19 protein-coding genes are annotated in these 24850 nt (G+C 59.8%); 7 read left to right on the forward strand and 12 right to left on the reverse strand.

The genetic code is table 11. The features are described 5' to 3' along the window. Positions 1-72: 72 nt before the first annotated feature. Together NOR97_RS08435 and NOR97_RS08440 are read left to right on the forward strand one after the other, a co-directional pair. A complete protein-coding gene (locus NOR97_RS08435) occupies positions 73-1281 on the forward strand; it encodes a multidrug effflux MFS transporter (RefSeq protein WP_257598817.1) in 1209 nt (402 codons plus the stop codon). Positions 1282-1339: 58 nt separating this feature from the next. Next, positions 1340-2998 (forward strand): tetratricopeptide repeat protein, encoded by a 1659-nt coding sequence (locus tag NOR97_RS08440; RefSeq protein WP_257598818.1) that lies wholly within the window; start codon positions 1340-1342, stop codon positions 2996-2998. 146 nt (positions 2999-3144) lie between these two features. Here NOR97_RS08440 and mfd read toward each other — a convergent pair whose 3' ends face one another. After that, positions 3145-6603 carry a transcription-repair coupling factor gene (gene mfd, locus NOR97_RS08445; RefSeq protein ID WP_257598819.1) on the reverse strand — a complete coding sequence of 1153 codons (3459 nt, stop codon included), beginning with the start codon at positions 6601-6603 and terminating at the stop codon, positions 3145-3147. 21 nt (positions 6604-6624) lie between these two features. Continuing rightward, positions 6625-7149: a component of SufBCD complex gene (locus NOR97_RS08450; protein WP_170344104.1), complete on the reverse strand. Its 525-nt coding sequence runs from the start codon at positions 7147-7149 to the stop codon at positions 6625-6627. Positions 7150-7269: 120 nt separating this feature from the next. On the opposite strand from NOR97_RS08450, the gene hemB reads away from it, so the two are divergent. The 4 genes from hemB to NOR97_RS08470 all read left to right on the forward strand — a co-directional run bounded on the left by hemB (position 7270) and on the right by NOR97_RS08470 (position 12122). Beyond that, positions 7270-8268 carry a porphobilinogen synthase gene (gene hemB / locus NOR97_RS08455; protein WP_257598820.1) on the forward strand — a complete coding sequence of 333 codons (999 nt, stop codon included), beginning with the start codon at positions 7270-7272 and terminating at the stop codon, positions 8266-8268. 142 nt (positions 8269-8410) lie between these two features. Next, entirely contained in the window at positions 8411-8986 is a 576-nt protein-coding gene (locus tag NOR97_RS08460; protein ID WP_170344102.1) for a YSC84-related protein, read from the forward strand. A gap of 168 nt (positions 8987-9154) precedes the next feature. Beyond that, positions 9155-11617, forward strand: a complete 2463-nt coding sequence (locus NOR97_RS08465) for a penicillin acylase family protein (protein WP_257598821.1) — start codon at positions 9155-9157, stop codon at positions 11615-11617. A gap of 109 nt (positions 11618-11726) precedes the next feature. Further along, a complete protein-coding gene (locus tag NOR97_RS08470) occupies positions 11727-12122 on the forward strand; it encodes a nuclear transport factor 2 family protein (protein WP_257598822.1) in 396 nt (131 codons plus the stop codon). Between the two features lies 1 nt (position 12123). Here the strand turns inward: NOR97_RS08470 and NOR97_RS08475 are convergent, their stop codons facing one another. The 5 genes from NOR97_RS08475 to trkA all read right to left on the reverse strand — a co-directional run bounded on the left by NOR97_RS08475 (position 12124) and on the right by trkA (position 17007). Further along, entirely contained in the window at positions 12124-12429 is a 306-nt protein-coding gene (locus NOR97_RS08475; RefSeq protein WP_257598823.1) for a putative quinol monooxygenase, read from the reverse strand. A 14-nt stretch (positions 12430-12443) separates the two neighbouring features. Beyond that, positions 12444-13721, reverse strand: a complete 1278-nt coding sequence (hflX, locus tag NOR97_RS08480) for a GTPase HflX (RefSeq protein ID WP_257598824.1) — start codon at positions 13719-13721, stop codon at positions 12444-12446. Beyond that, complete coding sequence (gene hfq / locus NOR97_RS08485) at positions 13721-13960, reverse strand: RNA chaperone Hfq (protein ID WP_005982826.1); 240 nt, start codon at positions 13958-13960, stop codon at positions 13721-13723. The genes hflX and hfq overlap by 1 nt, the downstream gene beginning before the upstream one ends. A 132-nt stretch (positions 13961-14092) precedes the next feature. Beyond that, the gene (locus tag NOR97_RS08490; RefSeq protein WP_257598825.1) at positions 14093-15631 is read right to left on the reverse strand and encodes a TrkH family potassium uptake protein; all 1539 of its coding nucleotides are present in this window, start codon (positions 15629-15631) and stop codon (positions 14093-14095) included. Next, the gene (gene trkA / locus NOR97_RS08495) at positions 15631-17007 is read right to left on the reverse strand and encodes a Trk system potassium transporter TrkA (RefSeq protein ID WP_170344096.1); all 1377 of its coding nucleotides are present in this window, start codon (positions 17005-17007) and stop codon (positions 15631-15633) included. Before trkA ends, NOR97_RS08490 begins: the two co-directional genes overlap by 1 nt. A gap of 96 nt (positions 17008-17103) precedes the next feature. Between trkA and NOR97_RS08500 the strand changes: the two genes are divergently transcribed. Next, positions 17104-17583 carry a hypothetical protein gene (locus NOR97_RS08500; RefSeq protein WP_257598826.1) on the forward strand — a complete coding sequence of 160 codons (480 nt, stop codon included), beginning with the start codon at positions 17104-17106 and terminating at the stop codon, positions 17581-17583. A gap of 18 nt (positions 17584-17601) precedes the next feature. Here NOR97_RS08500 and NOR97_RS08505 read toward each other — a convergent pair whose 3' ends face one another. From NOR97_RS08505 to dusB, 5 genes are all read right to left on the reverse strand, one after another. After that, positions 17602-19011, reverse strand: coding sequence for a sigma-54 dependent transcriptional regulator (locus NOR97_RS08505; protein ID WP_257598827.1), 1410 nt, complete (start codon positions 19009-19011; stop codon positions 17602-17604). Further along, positions 19008-21272 carry a PAS domain-containing sensor histidine kinase gene (locus NOR97_RS08510; RefSeq protein WP_170344732.1) on the reverse strand — a complete coding sequence of 755 codons (2265 nt, stop codon included), beginning with the start codon at positions 21270-21272 and terminating at the stop codon, positions 19008-19010. Before NOR97_RS08510 ends, NOR97_RS08505 begins: the two co-directional genes overlap by 4 nt. 123 nt (positions 21273-21395) lie before the next feature. Beyond that, the gene (locus NOR97_RS08515) at positions 21396-22763 is read right to left on the reverse strand and encodes a sigma-54 dependent transcriptional regulator (protein WP_257598828.1); all 1368 of its coding nucleotides are present in this window, start codon (positions 22761-22763) and stop codon (positions 21396-21398) included. Beyond that, positions 22763-23851, reverse strand: a complete 1089-nt coding sequence (locus NOR97_RS08520) for a nitrogen regulation protein NR(II) (RefSeq protein WP_257598829.1) — start codon at positions 23849-23851, stop codon at positions 22763-22765. Before NOR97_RS08520 ends, NOR97_RS08515 begins: the two co-directional genes overlap by 1 nt. Beyond that, positions 23848-24831 carry a tRNA dihydrouridine synthase DusB gene (dusB, locus tag NOR97_RS08525; RefSeq protein WP_374041568.1) on the reverse strand — a complete coding sequence of 328 codons (984 nt, stop codon included), beginning with the start codon at positions 24829-24831 and terminating at the stop codon, positions 23848-23850. The genes NOR97_RS08520 and dusB overlap by 4 nt, the downstream gene beginning before the upstream one ends. Positions 24832-24850 lie beyond the last annotated feature (19 nt).

Genomic DNA, 24850 nt, shown 5'->3' on the forward strand with positions numbered 1-24850 from the left:
GAGGTCTGTGCAGTTTTCCAGTCTGGCCTATGCCGACCCGCCGTGATAGCGCGAACGGGTTAGGAGTGCTTCATGGCCAATCGCATGTCGAAGGCGGAATTCATCGCACTGATTGCAATGATGTTCGCCACCATCGCCTTTTCGATCGATTCAATGCTGCCTGCGCTGCCCGAGATCGGCGCGCAGCTCAGCCCCGATGACGTTAACCGTGCCCAACTGATCCTGACGTCATTTGTATTGGGCATGGGAATCGGCACGTTTTTCACCGGCCCTCTTTCGGATGCGCTGGGACGCAAGCCGGTCATTTACGGCGGCGCGGCCCTTTACATTGCAGCCTCAGCGGTTGCGTGGGCCAGTTCTTCACTGGAACTGGTCTTGATTGCGCGTGTGGTTCAGGGCCTGGGCGCCGCAGGTCCGCGCGTGGTGGCCATGGCGATCATTCGCGACCTGTATTCGGGCCGCGAAATGGCGCGAATCATCTCGATTGCGATGATGATTTTCACGTTGGTACCCGCAGCGGCACCGATGTTGGGCGCCGGTGTGATCGCCCTGTTTGGCTGGCGCGGGATCTTCGTGTCTTTCATTCTGTTTGCGTTGGTCATCATTTCCTGGATGGGTGTTCGCTTGCCGGAATCTCTGGCCCGGGAAAACCGCCGTCCCTTCCGCATTCCGCTGATGTTCTCGGCCGCGAAGGAAATGTTTTCCCATCCGACCGTGCGCCTTTCGATCATGGTTCAGACCCTGTGCATGGGGGTGCTGTTTACCATGCTGACAATGGTTCAGCCCGTTTATGACGTTATCCATGACCGCGCCGAAAGCTTTCCGTTCTGGTTCGGGTTCGTGGCGCTTATGTCCGGGTCGGCCAGTTTGCTGAACGCGGCACTAGTGGTGCGTGTGGGCATGCGCCGGATGGTGACATGGGCGCTGGGGGGGCAAATCCTGATCACCGCTTTTGTCATGACGCTCAACACGATGCACCTTTCGCCGGACGCTTCATTTGCGCTGTTCGTGTTCTGGCAAACCATGGTGTTTTTCATGGCCGGCGTGACGATGGGCAACCTGAACGCCATCGCGATGGAGCCGATGGGGCATATTGCCGGAATGGCAGCCTCGGTCATCGGATCGATTTCGACGGTGCTGGCCGCCGCCATCGCCGCACCGATCGGGCTGTTGTTCGACGGTTCGATCACGCCTTTGACCTTCGGCATCCTGAGCATGTGCATTCTGGCCTTCGGGCTTATGCTGCATATGGGCCGCGTTGAAGAACGCCTGCCAGCCTGATCTGTGCGACTCGTCAGAAACGCGCTACTCTCGACCTGAACCGAGCGGAGGGCTTCTGATGCGTGAATACTATGATCTGGGCAGCTATTCCTGTCCGGTAACGACCTCCGTTCCCGAGGCTCAGCTGTGGTTCGACCGCGGCCTGAACTGGACCTATGGGTACAATCACGAAGAAGCCGTGGTTTGTTTCCAGCGCGCAGTCGAACATGACCCCCAATGCGCCATGGCATACTGGGGCGTCGCCTATGCAGCCGGGCCAAATTACAACCTGCCATGGGACTTGCAGGACAAGCAGGGACGCAGCAAGGCGCTGGCGCTGGCTTATGATGCCATGCAAAACGCCCTTCGATTGGCGGACCGCTGTACGCCTGTCGAGCAAGCTCTGATCCGAGCCCTTCCAGCGCGATACCCGCAGCGGGATCCGGCCGAGGACATGCACCGGTGGGATCACGAGTTTGCCGAAGCAATGCGCGCGGCGTTCGCCGCGCACCCCGATCATGCGGACCTGCGCACCATCTACGTCGAGGCGCTTTTGAACCTGACGCCCTGGAAAATGTGGGACCTGCAAACAGGTCAACCGGCAGATGGCGCTGCGACGCTTGAAGCGCAAGAGGCGTTGGAATGGGTCCTGTCCAACGATCCGGCCGCCATGTCTCATCCCGGCCTGCTGCACCTTTATGTTCACCTGATGGAGATGTCGCCCACGCCGGAAAAAGCCCTGAAAGCCGGTGATGTCCTGCGCACATTGGTGCCCGATGCGGGGCACCTGGTGCATATGCCGACACATATCGACGTGCTGTGCGGCCACTACCACAACGTGGTGCATTGGAACGAAAAAGCCTCGGACGCGGATCTGAAGTATTACGAACGCGAAGGCGCGTTCAATATCTACACCGGCTACCGCCAACACAACTATCACTTCGCCATCTACGGCGCGCTGTTTCTGGGGCAGATCGAACCTGCCCTGCGCGCCAATCAGGGTTTGTGGGAAACGACGCCCGAAGAAATGCTTCGCATCGAAAGCCCCCCCATGGCGGATTACTTCGAAAGCTACATGTCCATGGGGCCGCACATCCTGATCCGCTTTGGCCGCTGGGAAGAGGCCAAGGCGCTGGAGCTGCCCTCCGATCCGGATCTCTACCGCACCCTGACGGCCACGACCCACTACGCCCGCGCCATCGCACTTGCCGCAACCGGTGATGTTGTCCATGCCGAAGCGGAAGAGAACCTGTTTCTCGCAGCCAGGGAATGCGTTCCGGAAACGCGCAGGCTGCACAACAATCGTGTGATCGACCTGCTGGAAATCGCGCGGGAGATGCTGCGCGGTGAGATCGAGTACCGAAAGGGCAATTTCGAGATCGCCTTTGCCCATCTGCGCCGCTCGGTCGAACTGGACGACACCCTGCCCTATGACGAGCCCTGGGGCTGGATGCAGCCCACCCGCCACGCGCTTGGCGCATTGCTGTTCGAACAAGGTCATGCGGCAGAAGCAGAGGCTGTCTATCGCGAAGATCTTGGCCTTGGCGGTTCGCTCAGCCGCGCTTCGATCCATCCCGACAACGTGTGGAGCCTGAAGGGGCTGTACGATTGCCTCAAAGCCCGCGGGGAAGATGTTGAAATCCTACAGGTCAAACAACGCCTGGATCTGGCTCTGGCCCGGGCAGATCGGGCGGTTGCGGCGTCCTGTTTCTGTGCGCAGGCTGCAATGCGTGAATAATGTGCGATGAATCGCGCTGCCGCGCGATGCCTCCGGCGGGGATATTTTTGGCCAGATGAAGCCGGGGTCCGTTACTTCATCTGGCCGCAAATATCCCGGGGGAGATGCGCGGAACGCGCAGCGGGGGCAGAGCCCCATCTTGCCTATCAGCCAGCCTTGGTCTTCTTCTTTTCCGCGACCACCTTTTCAGCAAGGTCACGGGCAATCGCAAAGGCCCCTTTGATCTTGTCGCTGTCTTTCTTCCAATCCCGGCGCACGACGATCTTGTTATCCTTGACCTTGGCCATGCCGCGTTGGTTCTGAATGAATTCGACCAAACCTTCTGGGGATGCGAACTTGTCATTGTGGAACTGGATCGTCGCGCCTTTCGGGCCTCCGTCCAGCTTGGCAATGCCCGCCCGTTTACACATGGCCTTGATGCGCACGACCAGCATCAGAGTGTTAACCTCTTTCGGCAGTTTGCCGAAACGGTCGATCAACTCTGCGGCGAAACCTTCCAGTTCCACCTTGGTCGACAGCGATGACAGGCGCCGATAGAGGCCCAGACGAACATCCAGATCGGGCACGTAATCCTCGGGAATCAGAACCGGCACGCCCAGATTGATCTGCGGGGCCCACTGGTCATCAGCATCAGACAGCCCCTCCATCTCACCCGCTTTGATCTTGGCGATCGCCTCTTCCAGCATGGACTGGTAGAGTTCATAGCCTACATCGCGCATCTGACCGGACTGTTCTTCGCCCAGTAGATTGCCCGCGCCTCGGATGTCCAAATCCTGCGAGGCCAAAGTGAACCCCGCCCCCAGCGTATCCAGAGAGCCCAGAACCCGCAGGCGTTTCTCGGCAGTGGCGGTCAGCTTCTGCCGTGGTTTGGTGGTCAGGTAGGCATAGGCGCGGGTTTTGGACCGCCCCACCCGGCCCCGGATCTGGTAAAGCTGCGCAAGACCGAACATATCGGCGCGGTGCACGACCATCGTGTTCGCCGTCGGAATGTCCAATCCGCTTTCCACAATGGTCGTGGCCAGCAACACATCATACTTACCGTCATAAAACGCGTTCATACGGTCATCGAGTTCACCCGCCGCCATCTGGCCATGTGCGACCACATAGGACAGTTCCGGCAGTTGGCTTTTCAGGAACTCCTCAATCTCGGGCAGGTCCGAGATGCGAGGGACGACGTAGAAACTCTGCCCGCCGCGATAGTGTTCACGCAGCAGCGCTTCTCGGATCGTGACCGCGTCGAATTCGCTGACATAGGTTCTGATCGCCAGACGGTCGATAGGCGGGGTGCCAATGATCGACAGATCGCGCACTCCGGTCAGCGACAATTGCAAGGTTCGCGGAATCGGGGTTGCGGTCAGGGTAAGAACATGGATGTCCGAGCGCAGTTGCTTCAACCGTTCCTTATGCCCCACACCGAAGTGCTGTTCTTCGTCGATGACCAGCAGACCCAGATTGTGAAACCGTATGTTCTTGGCCAGCAGCGCATGGGTCCCGATCACGATATCCACCGTACCGCGGGCCAAACCGTCGCGGGTTTTCTGGGCCTCTTTCGCCGAGACAAAGCGCGACAATTGCCGAACCTCCAGAGGAAAACCGCGGAACCGTTCCCTGAAGCTTGCGGCGTGTTGTCGGGCCAGCAATGTTGTCGGAGCCACGACCGCAACCTGCACGCCGGACATGGCGGCGACAAAGGCGGCGCGCATCGCCACCTCGGTCTTGCCAAAACCGACGTCACCGCAGATCAGCCGGTCCATCGGCGCGCCCGAGTGCATATCCTCCATTACATCCGAGATCGCCCTCAACTGGTCGTCGGTTTCCTGATAAGGGAAACGGGCGCTGAACTCCTCCCACGCGTGCGGCGGAGGGTCCATTACGGGGGCTTTTCGCAAAGCACGTTCCGCCGCGATGCGGATCAGCTTGTCGGCCATCTCGCGGATGCGTTCTTTCAGCTTGGCCTTCTTGGCCTGCCAGGCGCCGCCGCCAAGTCGATCCAAAAGCCCTTCGTCATGTCCGTATTTCGACAGCAGTTCGATGTTTTCGACCGGCAGGTACAGCTTTGCCTGCTCGGCATATTCCAGCAGCAGGCATTCATGGGCGGCTCCGGCGGCCGTTACGACCTCCATTCCCATGTAACGACCGATCCCGTGATCCACATGCACCACCAGATCACCGGGGCTGAGGGATTGGGTCTCGGTCAGGAAATTCTCGGCCTTGCGGCGCTTCTTGGGTTGGCGGATCAGCCTGTCGCCCAGAACATCCTGTTCGGCGATCACCGTCAGGTCGGGGGTCTCAAAACCGTGCTCCAGCGCCCAGACGGCAAGATGCAGGCCGCGCTTTCCGATACGCGTGCCATTTGTTATCGGAATCGCCTCGGCTAGACCTTCATCCTCGATCAGGCCGGTCAGACGTTCGCGCGCACCTTCCGAATAGGACGCGATCAGCACCGGACCTTTGTCGAGCCTGGCGGTGATGTGGCTGGCCAAAGCACCGAACAGGCTGATGCTTTCCTGCTGACGTTCGGGGGCAAAGTTGCGCCCGATCCGCCCGCCCGCATCGATGACACCCGGGCCCGACGCCTGCGGCAATGGGCTGAACTGCATGACACGCCGATCCCCGACGGCCGCCTCCCACGCGGCATCATCCAGATACAGCAGCCCCGGAGGAGTGGGTTTGTAGACCGTATCCATACGGGATCGGTTTTCCAGCGCCAGACGCCGGGTCTCATATTGATCGGCAATCGTCTCCCATCGGGCCAGTCTGGCCGGTGTAACCTGATCATCGACAGTGATCGTGGCATCCGGCAGATAATCAAACAACGTTTCAAGCTTCTCGTGGAAGAAGGGCAGCCAATGTTCGATGCCCTGATGCTTGCGACCGGCGCTTACCGCCTCGTAAAGCGGATCATCGGTTCCGGCAGCGCCGAATTCGATCCGATAGTTCTGGCGGAACCGCGTGATAGCCGCATCATCCAGAATGACCTCGGACACCGGAGCAAGTTCGACCACGTCCAGCTTTTCGGTCGTGCGCTGAGACACGGGATCAAAACGGCGCGCGCCGTCCAGTACATCTCCGAACAGGTCCAGACGGACGGGGCCCGATTCACCCGGAGGGAAGATGTCGATGATACCGCCGCGAATGGCATAATCGCCCGGCTCCATCACGGTGGGGCTTTGCGTGAAGCCCATGCGCACCAGGAAGTTGCGCAGCGCGGTCTCGTCAATGCGCTGATCGACGCGGGCGGTAAACGCCGCTTCGCGCAACACGTCTCGCGCCGGGACGCGTTGGGTAGCCGCATTCAGTGTTGTCAACAACACGAATTTCTGCGGCATCTGGTGAACCAGCGCCGCCAGCGTGGCAACGCGGGCCGCCGAGATATCCGCATTGGGGGACACCCGGTCATAGGGCAGACAATCCCAGCCCGGAAACACGAAGACCGGCATGTCGGGGGCAAAGAAAGCCAGCGCGGCGCGCATCGCTTCCATCCGCTTGTCATCTCGCGCGACATGGGCCACCGGCCCGTTGCTGCGGGCGATTTCGTTCAGCACAAGCTGCGCGTCAAACCCTTCGGGGGCGCCGCCAACTGTCACGTGGTTCGGAGCCTTCATCGCCTCGCCTTTCAGATTTTGCTATCCCAGAACGCCAATCGAGATGTTCTGATACATGCCCCAGAACGAAGTGACCAGTATCGAGATCATGCCTATGATCTGGGTATAGAGCCGACAGCGCGCAATGGTTTTCGAAACCGAGTCGAGCGTCAGTTCCTGCCGCCGCAACCGTCGTGCATGCACGATGTTCACCAGCAGAACAAGCGTCAATGGAAACAGAAGAAGGAACACGGCCTGCGCGAACTCGACGCCGTAATAGAACCCCAGCGTGGCCAGTCCGGTGAACAAAAAACTTCCGAACGCCAACAGGATGGTTCCTGACATGTCGACGATCAAAAGTATCCGGTTGGTGTGTATGCGAACGATGTCGAGAAGGTCGATCTCGACCTGCCCGCCAATGCGCCGTGCACGCACCACCAGATCGTAGGGAATGCCCATCACCCAGTGACTGGCCGATGACCAGACAACCGCCAGCACGATCCAGAACCAGAGATTCGAGAAGCTGCGCATGTCGATGACTTCAAAGATCGAAGAGTACCAGTCCAAACCCAACCCTTTATTCAAACCACTCAGGGAGGTTCGGCCACGCTGCCGCGTCCATTGATACCCTTGAGACCTTTGTGAATTCATGCCACCCAATGCACGAATGTTCAAGGAGAACGCGCCATGAAACCGACCATTGCACCCTATCCCATGACCCGCTTTCGGCGTGCCCGTCAATCCCGGGCAATTCGCGGGCTTGTGCGCGAGAACACCTTGACCACGGATGACCTGATCTGGCCGGTTTTCGTACGCGACGGCGAAGGGATTGAAGAGCCCGTACCCTCGATGCCGGGCGTAGTTCGCCGGTCGGTGGATCTGATTGCAAAAGCGGCCGTCGAAGCGCAGGCGCTTGGAATCCCGGCGATCTGCATCTTTCCCTACACGGATTCTGCGCTGAAAACAGAAGACTGCGCCGAGGCCTGGAACCCCGACAACCTGTCGAACCGGGCCATCCGGGCGATCAAGGCGGCAGCCCCTGACATCGCGGTGATGACGGACGTGGCGCTGGACCCTTACAATATCAACGGTCATGACGGTTACGTCGTCGACGGCGAGATCGTGAATGATCAGACCATCGAAGCGCTGGTCAAGATGACCCTTGCCCAGGCCGACGCCGGAGCCGACATCATCGGACCGTCGGACATGATGGACGGCCGGATCGGGGAAATGCGCCGCGCTTTGGAAGGCGCCGGGCATCACAATGTGATGATCCTCAGCTATGCCGCGAAATACGCCAGCGCTTTTTACGGCCCCTTCCGCGACGCCGTCGGCGCCTCGGGCGCGCTGACCGGTGACAAGAAAACCTATCAGATGGATCCGGCCAACTCGAACGAAGCCCTGCGGCTGATCGAACGCGATCTGACCGAGGGCGCGGACATGGTGATGATCAAACCGGGGATGCCCTATCTGGATATCTGTCGCCGTGTGAAAGACAGCTTTGGCGCACCCACCTATGCCTACCAGGTCTCGGGCGAATACGCGATGATCCAGGCGGCCGCCCAGAATGGCTGGATCGACGCAGAAAAGGCGATGCTGGAAAGCCTGCTGGCCTTCAAGCGCGCCGGGTGCGACGGTATTCTGACCTATTTTTCGCCTCAGGTTGCCCGCATCCTGCAAGGCTAAAACCCCGAAGAGTCGCAATTTTTCGCCGACAAGCCCCCTTGAGCGGGCAGCTTTCCCGTGACACATCGCCCTAATCGGCGTATCCTTGCCGGCAAGATCGGGATGACCCGACACATCAGGCACAGTTACAGAGAAAAAAACCATGAGCAGTTCCAACTCCCCCCGACTGAACCGTCGCGGCTTTGCCTTGGGCATGGCAGGCCTGTCCCTGACCGCCGCCTGCGGCAACGGCGTCGGCAATTCAAACTCGTCCATGATCGACGCCCGCGTCGATGCCACGCTGACCGAAATGTACAGCCGGTATCCCAACACCGTGGAAATCGCGAACAAAGCCAACGGCATGTTGGTTATGCCCCTGATCACCGACGCCGGATTGATCTTCTTTGGCGGTGCCTACGGCCAAGGCGCGCTGCGCATCAACGGCGCTACGGTCGATTACTATTCTGCAATTTCCGGAACCGCAGGTCTGCAAATCGGTGCGCAGCAATATGCGCATATCCTGTTCTTCATGACCGAGGATGCGCTGAACGATTTCCGCCGTTCCAGCGGATGGACAGCCGGTGCCGATATTGGATATGTGGTTGACGCAACAGGGAATTCCTTGTCCACGGACACGACAACACTGCGTTCGCCGGTGCTGGCGGTGGTCTTCGGCCAGGCCGGTCTTAAATTCGGTGCGACCGTCGAAGGTACGAAATATACCCGCATCATTCCATAACCCGGATTACCACTTCCCCCACACATGGCCCCGTCGCAGCACAACACTGCGGCGGGGCATTTGATTTCAACCCTTCCCGCGCAGGTTCTTGCCGCGTTCCTCTTTCGGTCGGACCGACCATCCTCTAGTCTCTGCGCAACATTCGTCTGAACAAGAATTGAGGCAGTAATGGGTCTTGTTTTCCGCTGGCTGGTGCGCATCGCGTCGGGTCTGATCATTTTGATCCTCGCCGCAATGGGCCTTGTCTATTTTCTGGCCAGCCAATCCCTGCCGGACTATGACCAAACGCTTGAGGTCGAAGGTCTGACCGCCCCGGTCGAGATCGTACGCGACACCGCCAACGTACCGCATATTCTGGGCCAGACCGATCCCGATGTGTTCTTTGGGTTGGGATATGCCCATGCACAGGATCGACTGTGGCAGATGACTGTCATGCGCCGTACCGCGCAAGGCCGACTGTCCGAGGTCTTTGGCCCGCGCACGCTTCACATCGACAAGCTGCTGCGCAGGTTGGACCTTTATGGGCTGGCCCACCGCTCGGTCGAGGTGCAGGACGATTATACAAAGGCCGCTTTGCGTGCCTATTCCGCCGGGGTCAATGCCCGCCTGACCGAGATCAACGAAGAGGCGCTGGGTCGCGGCGCACCCGAGATGTTCCTGTTCAACGCTCCGGTCTCGCCCTGGCAACCGGGTGACAGTATCGCAATAATCAAGCTGATGGCGCTGCAACTGTCAGGCCACCTGACCGATGAAGTTCTGCGCGCGCGCACGTCCTTGATGCTGAACAATCCAGAACGTCTGGCCGACATCCTGCCCGACGTTCCCGGACCCGGCATTGCCGCGCTGCCCGAATATGCCACCCTGTTCCCAGATCTCCCCCGTTATGCTGCGGGAACGGACATTCCCGAAACACCTCTTTCACCCCTTCCCAAACGTGGTCTGGCCGGAGCTTCAAATGCCTGGACCGCCGCGCCGTCACGTTCTGCAAGTGGCGGAACCCTGTTGGCCAACGACCCTCATTTGGGTTTCATTGCGCCCGGGATTTGGTACCTGGCACATCTCGGCCTGGAAAAAGGCGGTGTCATCGGGGCCTCGATCCCGGGTGTGCCCGCCATCATGACCGGACGCAGCGACCGGTTGGGATGGGGGCTTACATCCTCGTATCTTGACGATCAGGACGTTCATATCGAGCAGCTTAATCCCGACAACCCCGAGGAATACCTGACCCCGACCGGCTTCAAGAAATTCCGGACCCGCCCTTCGATCATCGAGATCAAGGGGGAAGCTCCGGTTACGCTGACCCTGCGCTGGACCGAGAACGGGCCGGTGCTGCCGGGCACGGACTACAAGCTGGAAACCATCACCCCGCCGGGACATGTGGCATCGCTGTCCTGGACGGCACTCAGCCCGCAGGACACGTCGATGTCGGCGTCCATGGCGCTGATGAACGCCGACAACGTCGAACAGGCCATCGCGGTCGGCGAACAGTTCATCGCGCCTTCTCAGAACCTGTCGCTGGTCGACAAGACGACCATTGGGATGAAGCTGATCGGCGCCATGCCTCGGCGTGATCCGCAAAACCAAAGCCGTGGGCGTATCCCCTCGCCCGGCTGGATCGAGGCCAATCGCTGGCAAGGCCGCCTGCCCTATGCCGACAACCCGGAATTCGTGGCCCCCGTCGGCGGTGTTCTGGGCAACACGAACAACAAGATCATCGACCGCCCGTTCCCGGATCACGTCTCGTATGAATGGGGCGATACGCAGCGCGTGCATCGCTGGGAACGCCTGATGCAATCCCGCGAGGTGCATACCCGCGACAGCTTTATCGAAGCGCAACTGGACACGGTCAGCTTTACCGCGCGGTCCCTGTTGCCGCTGATCGGTGCCGATCTGTGGTTCACCGGGGCTTCGGCCCCCGAAGGAACGCCGGAACGCCAGCGCCAGATCGCGCTGTCGCTGCTGGCGGAGTGGAACGGTGAGATGAACGAACACCTGCCCGAGCCGTTGATCTATGCGGCCTGGCTGCGTGCGCTGCAAATCCGGCTGATCTCGGACGAGCTTGGGCCTCTGGCCAGCGAATACAAACATGTCGAACCGCTGTTCATCGAACGGGTCTATCGCGACATTGACGGGGCGGGTGTCTGGTGCGACGTGGTTCAAAGCGCACCGGTCGAGACATGTACCGAGATGGCGCGGCTTGCGCTGGACGACGCGCTGATCTGGATATCTGAACGATATGGCAGCGCGCTTGAATCCCTGCGTTGGGGCGACGCTCATCAGGCAACTCATGATCATCCCGTGCTGGGCTCTGTCCCGATATTGCGGTTTTTTGTGAACATTCGCCAATCGACCAGCGGCGGCGACAACACATTGCTGCGAGGCCGCACGTCAGGCGAAGGGCCTGATCCGTTCCAGAACGTGCACGGCGCCGGGTATCGCGGGGTTTATGACTTTGCCGACCCCAACAGCTCGGTTTTCATAACGGCGACCGGGCAGTCGGGTCACTTCCTGTCGCGCTACTATGACGATCAGGCGCAGCTGTGGCGGCGTGGCGAATACATCCCCATGTCACTGGATCTTGATCTGGCCCGCGCCGCGGCTGTCGGAACAACCAATCTGATCCCGCGATAATCCGCCTATTCGGCAAGTCCCCGCCCCGATTTTTCGGCCCTCGTGGCGCCCAAGATCAAATTCGCCTAACATTATCGGACTGATTATGTGGGACCAAAGGGGGGCGAGTATGGCCAGTATTCGGGATGTCCTAAATAATCTTGCGCGCGACTACGCAATCGCATGGAGTTCTGGCGACGCTGACGCAGTTGCCGGTTTCTTTGCACATGACGGGCAGATCACCTTCAACGATAGCGAACCAGCCAAAGGACGCGAAGCAATCGCCAACCTGGTACGCGAATCCTACGCCAGCTTTCCAGATCTGGAAGTGCGCTGTGACATGATGCGATGGGCCGGAACGCATGCCATATTCGTCTGGACCCGCGAAGGGCACCACGCCGAAACCGGCAATCACGTTGTCACACGTGGATGGGAGGAATGGGAACTGACGCCAGATTACCTTGTACAGTCCTCGTTGGGCTGGTTCGACGCGGGTGACCACCAACGGCAGATAGACGGGGCCTGACTCAACGTCCGTTGGATGCGCGTTCTATCCTGTAGTCTCGCGGTATCCTCTGAGTGACCCGAGCCCAGTCAGATGCCCGTGTCCGGGCCTGATGTGCATCGAAAGCCTGCTGATCCGCAAACACTTCTGACACGTTGAACCGACCCGGACAGGTCTGATCCTCGATCACGTCGAAAGATATACAGCCTTGTTCCGCGCGGGTCAGTTTCACATGGTCCGGCAACGCTGCGCGCACCTCCTCCAGCCGGTCCGCAGGCACATCTATATGGCCGTTCAGGAACACTCTTTGGTCCGGCTTGTCAGACATATCCATCCCCAACGCTAATTCTTCAGCGCCTCGAACTGAGCCGCTTGTTTCTCGGTCCACAGAACGGTGATGCGAAACCCGTCCTCGGTCTGTTCTTCGCTGCTTACGACATCCTGGCGGAACAGCCAGGCCCGCTTGTCCCCGTCAGAGAAAGACAGATCCAATACCGCCTCACGCCGTGCACCTTGCAGACGCATCGCGATCTCGGACAGCAAAGGTGCGATGCCTTCGCCGGTGACCGCTGAAATCGCAAAAATCTCGGGATCTCGGTCCGCGCGTGCCAGCGTCGCCTCGCGCTCATCGGCGCTCAGCAGGTCAATCTTGTTCCAAACCTCAAGCCGGGGCCGCTCGTCGTCGACGCCCAGCGAGGTCAGGATCGCCTCGACATCCTGCGCCTGCGCCTCTGTTTCCTCGTGGCTGATATCACGCACATGGACGATCAGATCGGCACCCAAGACCTCTTCCAGCGTCGCCCGGAAGGCCGCCACAAGCTCGGTCGGAAGGTTCGAGATAAAGCCCACCGTGTCCGACAGGATCACTTCGGGGCCATCAGGCAGTTGCACGCGGCGCATGGTCGGGTCCAGCGTGGCGAACAGCATGTCCTTGGCCATCACCTCGGCCCCGGTCAAGTGATTGAACAGCGTGGATTTCCCTGCGTTTGTGTAGCCCACGAGAGCGACGATTGGATAGGGCACCTTGGCCCGGGCGGCACGGTGCAGTGTCCGGGTCTTGACCACCTTCTGCAACTGCCGCCGCAAGCGCACCAGTTGTTCGTCAATGGCGCGGCGGTCGGCTTCGATCTGGGTTTCGCCGGGTCCGCCGACAAATCCCAAACCACCGCGCTGGCGTTCAAGGTGGGTCCACGCCCGTACCAGCCGCGTCCGCTGATAGCTGAGCGCCGCCATCTCGACCTGCAACACGCCTTCCCGCGTACGGGCGCGATCGCTGAAAATCTCAAGGATCAACCCGGTCCTGTCGAGGATCTTGACCTTCCACGCCTTTTCCAGATTGCGTTGCTGCACCGGTGTCACCGGCCCGTCGATCAGAACCAGTTCAACTTCGTTGTCGTGAAAACGCTCACCAAGTTCTTCAATCTTGCCGCTGCCGAACAAATACCCGGCCTGAGCGCGTTGAAGGCGCACGATTTCGGATCCGATCACATCCAGATCAGGCAATGCGGCGGCCAGTGCCACCGCCTCTTCCAGCGCCGGTTCAGGGACACGGCGCTGTTCATCTGATTTGATTTCGGGATGCAGCACCCAGGCCCGGGTGCGCATCCGGTCATGTTCCATCAAGAGGCGTCTTCGCCCTCATACAGGTTGATCGGCTGTGACGGCATGATGGTCGAAATCGCGTGCTTGTATACCAACTGCGACTGTCCGTCGCGGCGCAACAATACGCAGAAATTGTCGAACCAGGTGATAACACCCTGCAATTTCACGCCGTTGATCAGGAAAATCGTGACCGGAACCTTAGCTTTCCGTACATTGTTCAGGAAGGCATCCTGAAGATTCTGTCTGTCCGAAGCCATATTTTTATAATCTCGCCATTGTTCTTGCTACGCGCTGCGGACCAACGCGCTCCCTCCGGCAGAGTATGGAGTGCTACGCACAGATATTCCAGATGAAAAATCAGGCGTTAGCCACCGCAAGTTACACCCGGCTCAATCCCGCCAAAGCGACGGGGTGATCAGGGCGATGATCGCCAGCGTTTCCAGGCGACCTACGACCATCGCCGCGCACAACGTCAGTTTGGCACCCGCGGAGAGGTCGATCAGGCGAATTGGAACGTCCGTGGCCAACTCGATCAACGGCCCCGTCGTACTGAGCGTGGCCACGCTGAGCACCATGGCCTGTTCGAACCCGGACCCCATCGCCGCCAGCAGAAGGTTGAACACGGCAAGAGTCAGCGCAAAGAGCATCAGGAAGATCCAGGCGATGAACGCCCCATCGCTTTGAATGCGGCGATTGCCACCCCCTGCACTGCTGATGGACGAAGGATAGATCAGGCGATCAATCTCACGCGCGCCGTTCAGATACAGGGCGAAGACCCGCAACAGTTTGACCCCCCCGGCCGTCGTCGCGACGCCTCCGCCGATCAATGCCAGCCCCATCAACAGCAAACCGGGCGTTCCCAAACCCGACAGTTGCTGTGCGTCGTTCCAGTTCGCGCTTTCAAAGCCGGCCGTCGTCAGGAAAGCCAGAACGGTGAACAGCATCCCCCAAATGACCTGCAAAGCCTGCATTGGTTCCATTTGACCACCGATTTCCGTCACGCCCGCAACAACCCGGAAGAACAACAGGATTGCGACAGCCAAGACAATCATCAGACCGACACGAAACTCCGGGTCCTTATCCAGACGGGAATAGCCCGTTGTCGCGGTATCCTTTGAAAATGTCAGGCGCGAGAGCGCAAAGAACAGGAACAGAAACAGGATGGCTTCGCCCGTAAACCCGGCCTGCGCCCCTTCCATGCCCCCGACCGGAGAGATGCCGGACGTGGCCATTACTGCCATCGCATGGCACACGGCCGTCAGGCCGACTTCACCCGAGATCAACAGAAGAACCCAGATCACGGTCGTCAGCCCGACATAGACTGGCGTCAGCGTCCTGGCGACACGGATCAGACGGCCACGCGGGTCCACGCGTTCGCTCTGTGCCACCCCTGACACCGGGCGCCCCGGCTGGCCTCTGGTGGTGACTTCGAACCCGCCAAGCGACAGCGGCGCAAGGATCGCCGCCGCGGCGATCCACATCAGCAGGCCCCCCATCCAACCGACCATGGCGCGCCACAAATGCAATGGGGCCGTCAGACGGGCCGGATCCGGAAACAGGTCCGCCCCCGTGGTCGTCAGAGAACTGACCATATCGAAATAGGCGTTCAGAAAGGTGGTGGTTCCAAGCGCGTCGTGAAACGGGATCGCAAGAAAGATGGGCAGCAGCGTGAAACAGCCCAGCATCACCGCCAACTGCCCCAACGTGCCGCGCCGGGGTATGCGGTTGGAGGACGCCATCGCGATCGTAGCCACCAGAAACAAGCCCAGTATCCCGGAATACAGAAAGGATCGTGACGTATCGTGATCATCCAGTGCCAGCGCATAGATCGCCGGAATCCACATGGTCAGGGATGCAATGCCCCAGATCAGCAGGAACAACGGCAACCGCCGCAACAATCCAACCCGTTGTGTCCTTGCATGCGCCATCAGAAGAAATCGATTGAGACCTGCATCAGGCGTTCAACCTCTGGCACGTCCTTGGCCATGGCAAAGATTGCGACCACATCTTTTTCATCGATCCGCAGGCTGCCGGTCGGTCGCAGAACGTCGTCTCCCTTGCGGACTGCGCCCACAAGCACACCCTCGGGGAAGTCGATATCGCGCAGACGTTGCCCGGCCATGGGCGAGGTCGACAGAACCTCGGCCTCGATCACCTCGGCCTCGGCATCCCCGATGGAATAGACCTGACGCACCCGCCCATGACGGATGTGTCGCAGGATCGAGCTGACGGTTGTCGCCCGCGGATTGATATAGGCATCGATCCCCAGAGGCCCCATCAGGGCCACCATGCTGGGGTCGTTGATCAACGCAATCGCCAGAGCACAGCCTTCGGCCTTGGCACGCACCGCGGCCAGCATGTTCGTACGGTCGTCATCCGTAACCGCCAGCATCGCATCGGCCCGCTCGATCCCCGCCTCGCTCAGCAACCCGGCATCCAGCCCGTCACCATGCAGCACGATCGTCCGTTCCAGAGCTTCGGCGGCAAGCTCAGCGCAATGGCGGTCGCGTTCGATGATCTTGGCCCGCACACGGCTTTCGCGTTCTTCCAGCGTTCTGGCCACTTCCAGCCCGACATTTCCGCCGCCCACGATCACCACGCGATCCTGCCGCTTCTGCGCCTTACCGAACACTTCCATGGTGCGATCCACGTCCTTGACGTTGGTAAAGACATAGCATTCGTCGCCCACAAACAGCTGATCATCGGATTCGGGGGCAAACAGCGTGCCTTCGCGCCGCACCCCAACCACGATGGAACTGAGGGTCGAGAACAGATCCGTCAGCTGCCGCAACGGTGTATTCACGATCGGGCAATCCTCTTCCACCCGCACCCCAAGCAGCTGCGCCTTGCCGTCCATGAAAATCTCGGTGTCAAAGGCGGATGGGGCAGACAGGCGGCGCATGGCAGCGGCGGCAACTTCGCGTTCGGGACTGATCACCACATCAATCGGCAGATGATCACGACGGTACAGATCCGAGTGGATCGCCTCGAGATAGGATTTCGACCGCAGGCGCGCGATCTTGCGCTGGATCGAAAAGACCGAGTGCGCCATCTGGCAGGTGACCATGTTCACCTCATCCGAATGGGTGGCGGCGATGATCATGTCAGCGTCACGGGCCCCTGCCCGTTCCAGCACGTCCGGGTAACTTGCAAACCCGGCGATCCCCTGCACATCCAGCGTTTCCGTCGCCCGCCGTACAAGGTCGGGGTTGTTGTCCACGACGGTGACATCGTTCAGCTCGCCCGAAAGATGCCGCGCGATCTGCCAGCCGACCTGCCCCGCACCGCAAATAATGACCTTCATGCTTCTGGCCCTTCTGCCTGAAAGGATTGAATGACAGATGCCCCCAGAGCGGTCAATTGAATTGTCATCGCAGCCCGGCTGCGGCAAGATAAGCGCATGAAAACGCTGTTTCCTATGCTGCTACCTCTGATGGTGTTGTCCTCATGCGGACCTCTTTCGCTTTACTACCGCGAAGGTGAAACCGTGTCGCGCCTGCAAAAAGAGACCACCCAGTGCCAGCTGAAGGCGGTCAAAGAGGTGCCGGTAGCCAATCAGATCCGCCAAAGCCCGCCAACCTATTGGCCGGGGCGTACCTATTGCGACGGCAGTGGTCGTTGCTATCAATCGCCCGGCTGGTGGCAGCCCGGCCGTGTTTATACCGTGGATGTGAATCAGGGCCTGCGCAACACGGTCGAAGCGCAATGCATGGCCCAGAAAGGGTTTCGACCCGTCAGCCTGCCGCCGTGCAAGCAGAACGTGAAATCACGCGTGCCCGCAACGCGAACGACAACATTGCCACCGCTCAACAGCGCGTCGTGCTTTGTGAAATTCGATGACGGCTCGTTTCAGATCATAACGCCCGGTCAGGCCGGCTGAGGCCCTGCGACCGGCAGGTTATTCTGCCGGTTCGGGTTCATCGATTTGCGCCACGCGCGCGCCGGATTTGTTCGAAGTCACCACGCCCAGCGATTTCAGTTTCCGATGCAGGGCACTGCGTTCCATGCCTACAAAGCTGGCCGTTCGGCTGATATTGCCGCCAAACCGGTTGATCTGTGTCAGCAGATACTCTCGCTCGAACGCCTCGCGGGCTTCGCGCAGCGGCAAGGTGGCCAGCGCGCCAGACAACACGACACGACCTGAATCTTCTGCCTTTTCTTCCTCGTTGGGCAACTCACGCGCCTCGATCGGGCCGGAGCCATCGCCAAGGATCAGAACCCGCTCGATCAGGTTCTTGAGCTGGCGCACGTTGCCGGGCCAGGTCATCGTCTGCAACAGGGCAACGGCCTCTTCCGACAATTCCCTGATCGGCAAACCCTGAGTTTCGTTGCACATCTCAATAAAGTGCTGCGCCAGAACCGGGATATCTTCGCGCCGATCTTCCAGTGACGGCACGGCAATCGGAACGACGTTCAGACGGTGGTACAGCTCTTCCCGGAAGCGTTCAGCCGCGATTTCCTCGTCAAGATCCTTGCTTGTTGACGAGATTACGCGAAGATCCACGCGCACCTTGTCACTGCCACCGACACGCTGGAACTGCTGATCCACCAGCACCCGCAGGATTTTAGATTGTGTCCCAAGGGGCATGTCGGCAACTTCGTCAAAATAGACCACGCCGCCATGCGCCTCTTCCAGCAAACCCGATTCCACGCCGCGTTCTGCCGATTCCCGGCCAAACAGCACCTCTTCCACACGCTCGGGTTCGATCCCGGCACAGTTTACCGTGACAAATGGCGCATTGGCGCGATTGGAATGGGCATGGATATATCGCGCTGCAATCTCCTTGCCGGACCCCGCAGGGCCGCTGAGCATCACGCGGCCATTCGACTTGGTCACCTTGTCCAACTGCGCCTGCATGGCGCGGAACGCGGCGGATTTGCCGATCATGTCGGAATTGTTGACTTCTTTCCGCTTCAGAGACGCATTCTCGCGACGCAGGCGAGAGGTCTCCATCGCGCGGCGGATCACCACCATCAACTGGTCTATGTTGAACGGCTTTTCGATAAAATCATACGCGCCCTGCTTGATTGCGGCGACGGCAATTTCAATGTTGCCGTGGCCAGAAATGATCACCACCGGCACGTCCGGGTTGTCACGTTTCACCGCTTTCAGGATGTCGATGCCATCCATGCGGCTGTCCTTCAGCCAGATATCCAGGATCAACAACCCCGGCGGTTCCGAGTTGATTGACGCCATGCACTCGTCCGAGTTGGCCGCCAGCCGGGTTGAATAGCCTTCGTCCTCCAGAATGTCGGACACCAGCTCGCGAATATCGCGTTCATCATCTACGATCAGAATGTCACTCATCTTTGGCCTGCTTTCAGTTTGTTGGTTCTAATTGCCTGCTTCTGTGGCGCTGCCGTTGGGGACACTGTAACCCCCGGCAATCGGATCACGGCCATCGCGCCAAAATGGTCCTGTCCGTCAAATACGGGCGCATCCTCGAGGGTCAGCGCGCCGCCATGCTCTTCTATGATCTTCTTGACGATGGGCAGGCCCAGCCCGGTCCCTTCGTCACGTGTCGTTACATAGGGTTCAAACAGCCGTGCCCGATCCACGGGCAGACCTATCCCGTTATCTGCAATGGTGATAACCGTACCCGCGTCATCACTGGTAACCGCCACTTTGATCTGTGGCAGAAGGTTGTCGGGCGCCCCTTTTTCTTTAAGGGTTGCAATGGCTTCCCCGGCATTCTTGATGAGGTTGGTCAGCGCCTGATTCAGCATGGTTGCATCCACATCCGCCATGATCGGCTGTTGCGGCAGATCGGCATCGATCTGCACATCCGGCTGCCCGGCCTGTTGCAGCAGGACCGCCTCATGCACCAGATCAACAAGGTTCTCTTCCCTGCGCTCGGGTTCAGGCATCCGTGCAAACTTCGAGAATTCATCCACGATGCGACGCAGGTCGTTGGTCTGCCGCACAATCACGTTGGTCATCGAATCCAGGCTGCTGCTGTCTTCCTCGTCCAGCTTGCGTGAGAACTTGCGCTTGATCCGTTCCGCGCTCAGCTGGATCGGGGTCAGAGGGTTCTTGATCTCATGCGCGATGCGGCGGGCCACGTCACCCCAGGCCGCCATCCGTTGGGCGCTGACCAGATCGGTGACGTCATCGAAGGCAACCACATATCCTTCCAGGCCCCCGTCTTCTCCGCGCCGGATGGCCATGCGGACCAACAGGTTCTCAAGCCGCCCCTTGCGGGTCACCTTGATTTCTCCCTGAACGGCCTCTTGCCCGCTGTCCTTCAGACTTTCGAACAGGGGCAGAAATTCCGGCACTGCAATGCCGATGGCAAGATGCTGCTCGCCCCTGGTCCAATCCAGCAACCGCTCGGCCGAGCGGTTCACGAAGGTGATGCATCCTTCCGGGTCCACGCCAACGACACCGGACGTGACCGAGCTGAGCACCGAGTCGAACAGACGGCGCCGGCTTTCAATCTGCCGCGTGTTCTCCAACAGCGTATCCCGTTGTCCTTTCAACTGCCGGGTCATCTGGTTGAAATACCGGCCCAGCATCGCGATTTCGTCGTCGCTGGCTTCTTCAATAACCTGAACGCTCAGGTCACCGGCCCCAACCCTCTGTGCCGCAGTGGTCAACCGCCCCACGGGACGCGACAGCCGTTCGGCAAACCACATGCCCAGGGACATTGCCGCAAGGATCAGGATCAAGGCAAAGCCCAGATACAACAGGCCGAACTCGAACAGCACCCGGCCCCGTTCACTTTCAAGCTGTTGGTAGAACTGTGCCGTTTCCTTGGTATCGTCCAGCAGCGTCAACAACTGTCCGTCCACCTCGCGGCTGACATAGAGATAGCGATCCAGATAAGCCTTCAGAGGAACCAGCGCACGGAACTCGTTGTTGGGCCAGTCGGCGATGATCAGCAAGCCCTTGTCGGTGGCTTCAGCAATCTGTTCGGGGGTTGGGGCTTCGTAGTTGAACAGGTAGGACCGGTCCCCGCGCGATTTGATTTCGCCACCACCGTCGATGACATAGGCTTCGCGCAGCCCCCGTTGAATCTGAGCCTGCCCCTGCGCCAGAACTTCACGCAGTTCAGCGTCGGAGATATAGAAATCCAGCGATCGTGCATTATCCAGATATCGCGCAAGAACAGACGCGTCTTGTATCAATCCCTGGCGGTGTTCCTGTTCATAGGCTTCTGCTGCCGTCAGCGAAGATCCCACAACCTGACGCACGCGGTCGGAAAACCAGCCCTCAAGGCCGATATTGACGGTCAATCCGGCAAAAATCGCCACGGTCACGGTTGGTACCAGCGCCAGCAGAGTAAACGCCCCGATCAGGCGCAAATGCAGGCGCGAACCCGCCGACTTGGCCCGTCGTGCGGCAATCAAGCTGCCAACCTGTCCAAGCACAAGTGCTGCAACAACCAGAACGTAAACAAGGTCGGCCAACAGAATCAGTCGCAAGGTCGGTGCCGTCGCACCAAGATCGAAAGGACCGATGACAAGGTAAGTGGCCAGCGCCAGAACGGGGCCCATGAGGACCAGCCCCAGAGTGCCAAAATTGCGCAGTTTCCGTGATTTACGCCATCGACTGATCGATGGGATCATCCCGCTCTGTGCTCGGGTTGCCACTGTCTGCCCTCATCCTGATGTGCCGCTTGCGCGGCTTACCGCCATATATCGTGATCTTTTCCCAACAGATGCCGGGATGCCACGGTTTGTGTGGCGATATTACATCAGTTTGCGTCGACGTGTCACCTGAATATCGAGATCCGTAATCTTTTTTCGCAGCGTATTTCGGTTGATTCCCAGCAGATCGGCACATTTCGCCTGATTTCCGCCGGTTGCATCCAGTGCGATTTCGATCAGTGGGGCCTCAACTTCACGCAATATGCGCTGATACAGACCCGGGGGCGGCAGAATGTTGCCGTGCAGGTCAAAATACCTCCGCAAGTGACGCTCGACCGAAGTCGACAGCTTTTCGCGTTCGCCACCGCTCAGGACCGGTTCTGCCTCTGGCTGGCTGCCCAGCACCATTTCCACTTCGGTTTTCGTGATTTCGTCAGCGCGGCTGGTCAGACCCAGCCGGCGCACGGCATTTTCCAGTTGCCGTACGTTCCCAGGCCAGGAATAGCGCCGCACCAGCTCCACCGCCTCGGGGCTGAGCCAGCGCTTGGTGCCGTTCTCCCGCTCTTCCCGCATCAGGAAATGCTCGGCCAGCAACGGAATGTCGTCCACCCTTTCTCGCAATGACGGTACGTGGATCGTGGCCCCGCACAGACGATAATACAGGTCCTGGCGGATACGTCCGTTCTCCATCCCTTCGGTCAGGTCCGACTGGCTGGTGGCCATGAAACGGGGAACGTGATCGCCCGGTGTGTCCATCATGCGGACGATACGCGCCTGAAGCTCATCATCGATATCTGCGATTTCGTCTATCAACAATGTGCCGCCGCGAACCCGCGCCATCACGCGCGCCGGGCCCTCCAGATCGCGCAATTCGGCAGCGGTGACAGTGACAAAGGGCAAGGTTCGACGGTCGGAGAAATCGTGAATGGCCCGCGCAATCAGTGACTTGCCCGTGCCGCTTTCGCCGGAGATCATGACCGAGAGATCCGTGTTCATCACCCGGGCGACCAACCGATACAGGGCCTGCATCACCGGTGTACGCCCGACCAGAGGCAGTTCTTCGGGGCGCTCGCTTGTGCCTTCGGCCGGCACTGGCTGGGCACGTTGTTTCTGATCCAGCGCCCGCGCCGTCCGTTTCATCAGATCCGGCAGGTCGAAGGGTTTTGGCAAATAGTCATAGGCATCCGCCTCTGTCGCCTGAATCGCCGTCATGATGGTGTTTTGTGCGGAAATCACGATCACCGGCAAACCGGGGCGGTCTTCGGCAATCTTCGGCAGCATCTCAAGCCCGTTTCCATCGGGCATGACCACGTCGGAAATCACCACATCCCCTTTTCCCTCGCCGACCCAGCGCATCAACGTGGTCAGCGACGAGGTCGCGTGCACCTTGCACCCGGCACGCGTCAGGGCCTGCGTCAGAACAGTGCGGATCGTGCGATCGTCATCCGCGACCAGTACGGTGCCATCCATCAGGTGCTCTCCTTCTTGTCCTCGATTGCGTCTCGCGGCGCGCGGCGCAGTGACAGTTTGAATACCGTTCGCCCGGGCACGGATTCGGCCGAAATCCAGCCGTCATGGTCCGAGATGATCTTGCTGACCAGCGCCAACCCCAGGCCGGTGCCGTTTTCCCTGCCGGATACGAACGGATCGAAAATGTCGCCACGGATGTCTTCAGGCAGCCCCGGACCATCGTCGATGATCTCGATCTGCAAGGGCAGCGAATGCCCTGACCCGTCACTGCGACGCAGCCGGAAGGAATGTTCGAAATAGGTGCGCAGGCGGATCGTTCCGCCCTGCGGCCCCGCCGCCTCGGACGCATTCTTAAGCAGGTTCAGGACCACTTGCAGAAACTGGTCCGGGTCTCCATAGGCCAGCGGCAGCGACGGGTCATAGTCTTCGATGATCGTCATATCCGCACCAAACCCCAGCAACGCGGACCGTCTTGCGCGATCCAGCACATCGTGGATGTTGACCGGCTTGAAGTCAGGTTTCTGAAGGTTCCCGAATTGCTCGACCTGTTCCAGCAGTTTTACGATCCGGCGGCTTTCGGCGACAATAAGGTCAGTCAGTTCAAGATCTTGCGGCGGTATATTCATGCTGAGCAACTGCGCCGCACCGGTGATCCCGGCCAGCGGGTTCTTGATCTCGTGCGCCAGCATTTCCGCCATGCCGATGGCGGATTGTGCCGCGGATTTGACCGTATTCCCCCGCGTCATCCGACCTGCCAATTCACGAGGCGAGATGATCATGATCATGGACCCCGGATGCCCGACCAAAGGCGCAATCTGCAACGCGCATTGCAGCGGCGCCCGGCTACCCGATCCCACATCCACATCATTCACGAACAAAGGTGTGCCCTGCCAGCGGGCGCGCTCGAACGCCTCTTCCAACGGCGCGTCCACGGCGATCTGATCCCACACCGGATGGCCGATCACCGATTTGCGCGATGCGTTCAGAAACCCCTCACCGGCAGCATTCACATCGGATATCCGGTCCTGTTCATCAATAATGAACGCCGGAACCGGCAGCGAGTTCCAGATGCTGGTGTCAGAATTCATGCCGCCACCTCGTCCGTGACGCTGAGCGCATCCGCCAACAGGCGCGGCACTTCCCCCGGATCGCGTGACGTCAGCACCGCCCGGCGCAGAGGCGCAGGTGTTGCGGCTTCGTCCATGTACCACCCCAGATGCTTGCGAGCGACACGCAGGCCCAGATCGGTGCCGTAGAAATCCAGCATCGACTGATAATGCGCGCAAACCATATCAATCAGATCATGACCGGTCGGAATATCGGGCGCCTCGGCCCCGTACAGGTCGTGACAGATTTGCGCCAACAGCCAGGGCTTGCCCTGAGCACCACGACCCACCATCACCCCATCCGCGCCGGACTGGCGCAACGCGGTTCGCGCGGCGTCAGTGTCCACGATATCTCCGTTCGCGATGACCGGGATCGATACGGCCTCTTTCACCGCCCGGATCGCCCGCCAATCAGCGTGACCCTTGTAGAACTGACAGCGTGTGCGGCCATGGATCGTGACCATCTGAATACCCGCGTCCTGAGCGCGGCGCGCCACGTCGGGCGCGTTCAACAGACTATCGTCCCATCCCAGCCGGGTTTTCAGCGTCACCGGCAGATCGACCGCACCCACAACGGCCTCGATCAGTGCCAGCGCGTGATCCGGCGTTTTCAGAAGGGCCGAGCCGGAATAACCGTTTGTCACCTTCTTGGCGGGGCATCCCATGTTGATGTCGATCACGCGCGCGCCACGATCGGCCACCTGACGGGCCGCCTCGGCCATCCAATGGGCCTCGCGCCCTGCCAGTTGTACGGCGGTGTTTTCCACATCCGCGGACAGTTCCGCCCGCTCCCGCACGCCGGGTTTGGCCTGCACCATCTCCTGACTGGCGACCATTTCACTGACCACCATGCCCGCACCAAACCGCATCACCAGATCGCGAAACGGGCGGTCGGTGATTCCGGCCATGGGCGCCAGCAAAACAGGCGGTGCTATTTCCTTGTCGGCAAGGTGCAATGTCAACGCGCTTAATCCTTGGGCA

Origin of the sequence: Ruegeria sp. YS9, from assembly GCF_024628725.1 — a bacterium.
Lineage (GTDB): Bacteria > Pseudomonadota > Alphaproteobacteria > Rhodobacterales > Rhodobacteraceae > Ruegeria > Ruegeria atlantica_C.

What these genes read in the sequence shown, in the direction of transcription:
- NOR97_RS08505 (WP_257598827.1), bottom strand. Translation starts at nt 19,011, where the DNA reads ATGAGTGACATTCTGATCGTAGATGATGAACGCGATATTCGCGAGCTG.
- NOR97_RS08500 (WP_257598826.1), top strand. Translation starts at nt 17,104, where the DNA reads ATGAAAACGCTGTTTCCTATGCTGCTACCTCTGATGGTGTTGTCCTCA.
- hfq (WP_005982826.1), bottom strand. Translation starts at nt 13,960, where the DNA reads ATGGCTTCGGACAGACAGAATCTTCAGGATGCCTTCCTGAACAATGTA.
- NOR97_RS08440 (WP_257598818.1), top strand. Translation starts at nt 1,340, where the DNA reads ATGCGTGAATACTATGATCTGGGCAGCTATTCCTGTCCGGTAACGACC.
- trkA (WP_170344096.1), bottom strand. Translation starts at nt 17,007, where the DNA reads ATGAAGGTCATTATTTGCGGTGCGGGGCAGGTCGGCTGGCAGATCGCG.
- NOR97_RS08490 (WP_257598825.1), bottom strand. Translation starts at nt 15,631, where the DNA reads ATGGCGCATGCAAGGACACAACGGGTTGGATTGTTGCGGCGGTTGCCG.
- NOR97_RS08475 (WP_257598823.1), bottom strand. Translation starts at nt 12,429, where the DNA reads ATGTCTGACAAGCCGGACCAAAGAGTGTTCCTGAACGGCCATATAGAT.
- hemB (WP_257598820.1), top strand. Translation starts at nt 7,270, where the DNA reads ATGAAACCGACCATTGCACCCTATCCCATGACCCGCTTTCGGCGTGCC.
- NOR97_RS08470 (WP_257598822.1), top strand. Translation starts at nt 11,727, where the DNA reads ATGGCCAGTATTCGGGATGTCCTAAATAATCTTGCGCGCGACTACGCA.
- NOR97_RS08510 (WP_170344732.1), bottom strand. Translation starts at nt 21,272, where the DNA reads ATGATCCCATCGATCAGTCGATGGCGTAAATCACGGAAACTGCGCAAT.
- hflX (WP_257598824.1), bottom strand. Translation starts at nt 13,721, where the DNA reads ATGGAACATGACCGGATGCGCACCCGGGCCTGGGTGCTGCATCCCGAA.
- NOR97_RS08460 (WP_170344102.1), top strand. Translation starts at nt 8,411, where the DNA reads ATGAGCAGTTCCAACTCCCCCCGACTGAACCGTCGCGGCTTTGCCTTG.
- NOR97_RS08515 (WP_257598828.1), bottom strand. Translation starts at nt 22,763, where the DNA reads ATGGATGGCACCGTACTGGTCGCGGATGACGATCGCACGATCCGCACT.
- NOR97_RS08520 (WP_257598829.1), bottom strand. Translation starts at nt 23,851, where the DNA reads ATGAATTCTGACACCAGCATCTGGAACTCGCTGCCGGTTCCGGCGTTC.
- NOR97_RS08465 (WP_257598821.1), top strand. Translation starts at nt 9,155, where the DNA reads ATGGGTCTTGTTTTCCGCTGGCTGGTGCGCATCGCGTCGGGTCTGATC.
- NOR97_RS08435 (WP_257598817.1), top strand. Translation starts at nt 73, where the DNA reads ATGGCCAATCGCATGTCGAAGGCGGAATTCATCGCACTGATTGCAATG.
- mfd (WP_257598819.1), bottom strand. Translation starts at nt 6,603, where the DNA reads ATGAAGGCTCCGAACCACGTGACAGTTGGCGGCGCCCCCGAAGGGTTT.